General features: G+C 50.2%; 3 protein-coding genes. All 3 read right to left on the reverse strand.

Features of this window, described 5'->3' with window-relative positions; translation table 11 throughout:
* The coding region (locus B2Z72_RS10055; RefSeq protein WP_297004704.1) for a type I restriction endonuclease at window positions 1-1,074 on the reverse strand (1,074 nt) is incomplete at its 3' end.
* On the reverse strand, window positions 1,067-2,392 hold the full coding sequence (locus B2Z72_RS10060) for an McrC family protein (RefSeq protein ID WP_296981767.1): 1,326 nt from the start codon (window positions 2,390-2,392) through the stop codon (window positions 1,067-1,069). The genes B2Z72_RS10055 and B2Z72_RS10060, both read right to left, overlap by 8 nt.
* 5 nt (window positions 2,393-2,397) lie before the next feature.
* Window positions 2,398-3,247 (reverse strand): AAA family ATPase (locus tag B2Z72_RS10065; RefSeq protein WP_297004707.1); only part of this gene is annotated, 850 nt, incomplete at its 5' end.

A 3,247-nucleotide genomic window follows, 5' to 3' on the forward strand; every position in this document is an offset into this window, starting at 1 on the left:
GAATACCATGGTCAGCGACTTGCCCGACCCGGTGGTATGCCAGATAACACCCCCTTCGCGGCCACCTGATGGCTTGCGGGCATTAATGCGATCAATCAGCGCCTTGATACCAAACACCTGCTGATAACGGGCCACCACCTTGCCAACCTTTTTGTCGAACAGAGTGAAGTAGCGCACCATCTCAAACAAACGCTGAGGGCTCAGCAGGCTGATCAGCAGCTCATCCTGCCCGGTAACGGCCAACTCGCCAGCGGCAATTAAGCCCTCATACCATTCGCGGTCAGCTACTTTGCGGTGACCAAACAACTGATCCAGCTGCAGTCCCGTCAGTTTGTGATTCTTGAGGGTAAACTTTTCAGGTTCAGTCAGTACTTCCTCGCGCCATGCGGCCCAAAACTTAGCGGGTGTGCCACAGGTACCATAGCGACCTTCGTAGCCATTGATCGACAGTAGCAACTGGCTGTAGGCGAACAGGTGCGGGATTTCATCCGGGCGCTGGTTTCGCAGGCACTGGGAAATACCTTCAGCCACCGTTGGGCCTTTTTTATCTCCATCCGGACGTTTGGCCTCAATCACCACCAGCGGAATGCCGTTCACGAAGCAGACGATGTCGGGGCGCCTGTTCTCCACGCCTCCAGAACGAGTTACCGTAAATTCTTCAGTGAAGGTAAAACTGTTGTTATCAAGACTCTGCCAGTCGATCAGCGCTACCGTCGGGTTAGCTTTTTTGCCGTCGATAAATTCCGTGACAGAGATGCCGTACATCAGATGGTTGTACATCTTCTCGTTGGCATTAAGTAGTCCTTCGTTCAGTGCTGGACTACACACTTCAGCGATCAGGTTATCAATCGACTTAGCCGACAAGGCGTGCTCTCTACCGGCAAACACAAAACGACGCTTTTCAAGTTCTGCCCGCAACACATCACGTAACACCACCTGATCATATTTACCACCACGAGCAGTAAGCGCCTGCTCTGGTGATAAAAACGACCAGCCAAGATTCTTCAGTAACGCCAAAGCGGGAAGCTTAGCACTGTATTCTTCCTGGAATTTTGGGGCGTTAACTCTATCCATTAGCAATTACATCCTTGCGCATAGTTTCTTGACTGTGAATTTCAAAGAATGATCCCCACTTTCCACCGATCAGGCTGTTTGATTCAAGAGAAAAAGGAACAACCCAAAGCGCCAACAAGTCTGAATACCAGAATACCGGAAGTGGAGCGTTGAAGCTTTCGTGGCACGGGTAAATCAACATCATATGACCGTTACCATTCTGATACTTATGGCCGTAGGCAAACATCTGATACAGATCCGCCTGGGCGATGTTGTATTTTTTATCTGCCGTCCAGGCACTTTCTTCCAGGAGCTTCCATTTTGTATCCAGAACCTGATTGCCCAAAGCGGTCTGCAGCATCAGGTCTGGCTTAAGCTGAAACATCCGGGATGTTATATCGCTGCCTTGCGGGCGGTGCTGCAGCAGGTACTCTGAACTTGCCTGAGCTTTTAAACGGCTGCCTGGTGGTAATCCACGTCGCAGACAAACCTCAACGTATTTTTCAAACAGCTGCTCCATCGGAAACAGCAACGCGATGCCTCGATGTAAGCCCTTCTGAAAATTAGGATTTAACTTTTCCAGAATCAATTCACACCATGGGCGAACTTCGTCATACATCTGCATCAGCTTGCCGCTTTGCCAGCGACTTATTGCTCTCAGAGGATCGGGTTCTTTGGGTATCTCCGCCATCAAATGCATCAGCTCATTTGCCAGTCGCCAGTTCTCACCACTTTTACAGTTCGACAGAACATAACTCAGTGCTGTCTTCAGCAAGCGGTTTTCCAGCCTGTCAGCGGTATAGATGTCATGGCGGATATGAAACAAGTGCTGCCGTCCTGGCGGTTGTCGCTGTTGCTGGTCGATACGTAGCTGGCCACGAATAAAACGGCTTTCTTCATCGACGCGTTGATAGTCAAAACGCAGACCTCTTTTTACCAGCCCCTGAAGCTCTGCCAGAAACTGGCTGAAGATCCACTCGTGCAGTGGCTCCCGAATACGCAATAACTCAGCGGCACCTGCACTACGTGGTTTAATTCCCAAAGAGGCCAACAACATACGCTGCAGAATACGTCTGGCAGCCAGCGGATCTTCCTCTCCTAAGCGGGTTTTCGGCAGGATTTCTATCGACTCCCCAGCCGGGCTCTGCAAAAAGCCGACATAACTGCCCAGCTTTAACGAACGATGCCCATCGATCAGAGCAACCGGCTCTGACTTCTTCCATTCTGCTGCTATATCCTGTAACCAGGCGAAGGTCGCCGCACTCACCACACCGCAATCGAGCGACTGCGCAGCGCTATGATCCGTCGTCAGCCGGGCGAACTCCCGTACCTGAATCATCAGCTTTACGCTCCGCCACCCGGCAGAATACCCCGGTATGCGGCAGGATCAGTGAAAGCATTCGGATTAATGCGATAGCGACGATCGCTTATTTGTTCAGCAACATCCTGCGGGAAGAGATCAGCCATAGAACGACCGACATTCGTCAATTCGATAAAGCGCGCTGCTGGTGGCTTTTGTGAGTCATTCAATACCCAACCGATCCGCTCCCAATCAGCAAAGAAATATTCCTGCAGCAAAGGAATAATGCGTTTGGCGAAGATATCCGCCAACAACTGTTCTCTTTGTTCATCGGATTCAGCTGTTTTTAACGGCCAGAAGTAGGCATGCCCCAGCATGTGATCCCGATCAAGCAGCACCTCAATACGCTGATTAAGCACATCCATTAACTCTGCGATATCCACACCATGCACCGACACGCCAGCCAGCAATTTAGGCTCTGGCATTTGTTCGACAAATTCAAAGCGGCGGCGCAATGCCAGATCCAGCTGCGCAAGGGATTTATCTGCGGTATTCATGGTGCCTAAAACATAGAGATTATCCGGCACCGAAAATGAGTCTTTGGAGTAAGGCAGTATCACGGAACGCTCATCAGCACCACCTTTGCGCTTATCCGGTTCCAGCAAGGTGATCAGTTCACCGAATATCCGTGAAATATTGCCCCGGTTAATCTCGTCAATGATCAACACATAGTTACGCTTTTCAGCGCCACTGTCATTGAGAGAAAACGGTAAAGAAATATCCTGTCTCTGCAGCTCTTCAACCAATTCGTTCCAGTTAATACGAGGCAAAAGATACAGTGTCTGCTGAACCATACGTTTGCCACTGTTAAGTGAAAGTATGCTCAACTCAATA

The sequence above is a fragment of the Thalassolituus sp. UBA6592 genome, assembly GCF_002433655.1.
Taxonomy (GTDB): Bacteria; Pseudomonadota; Gammaproteobacteria; order Pseudomonadales; family Oceanobacteraceae; genus Venatoribacter.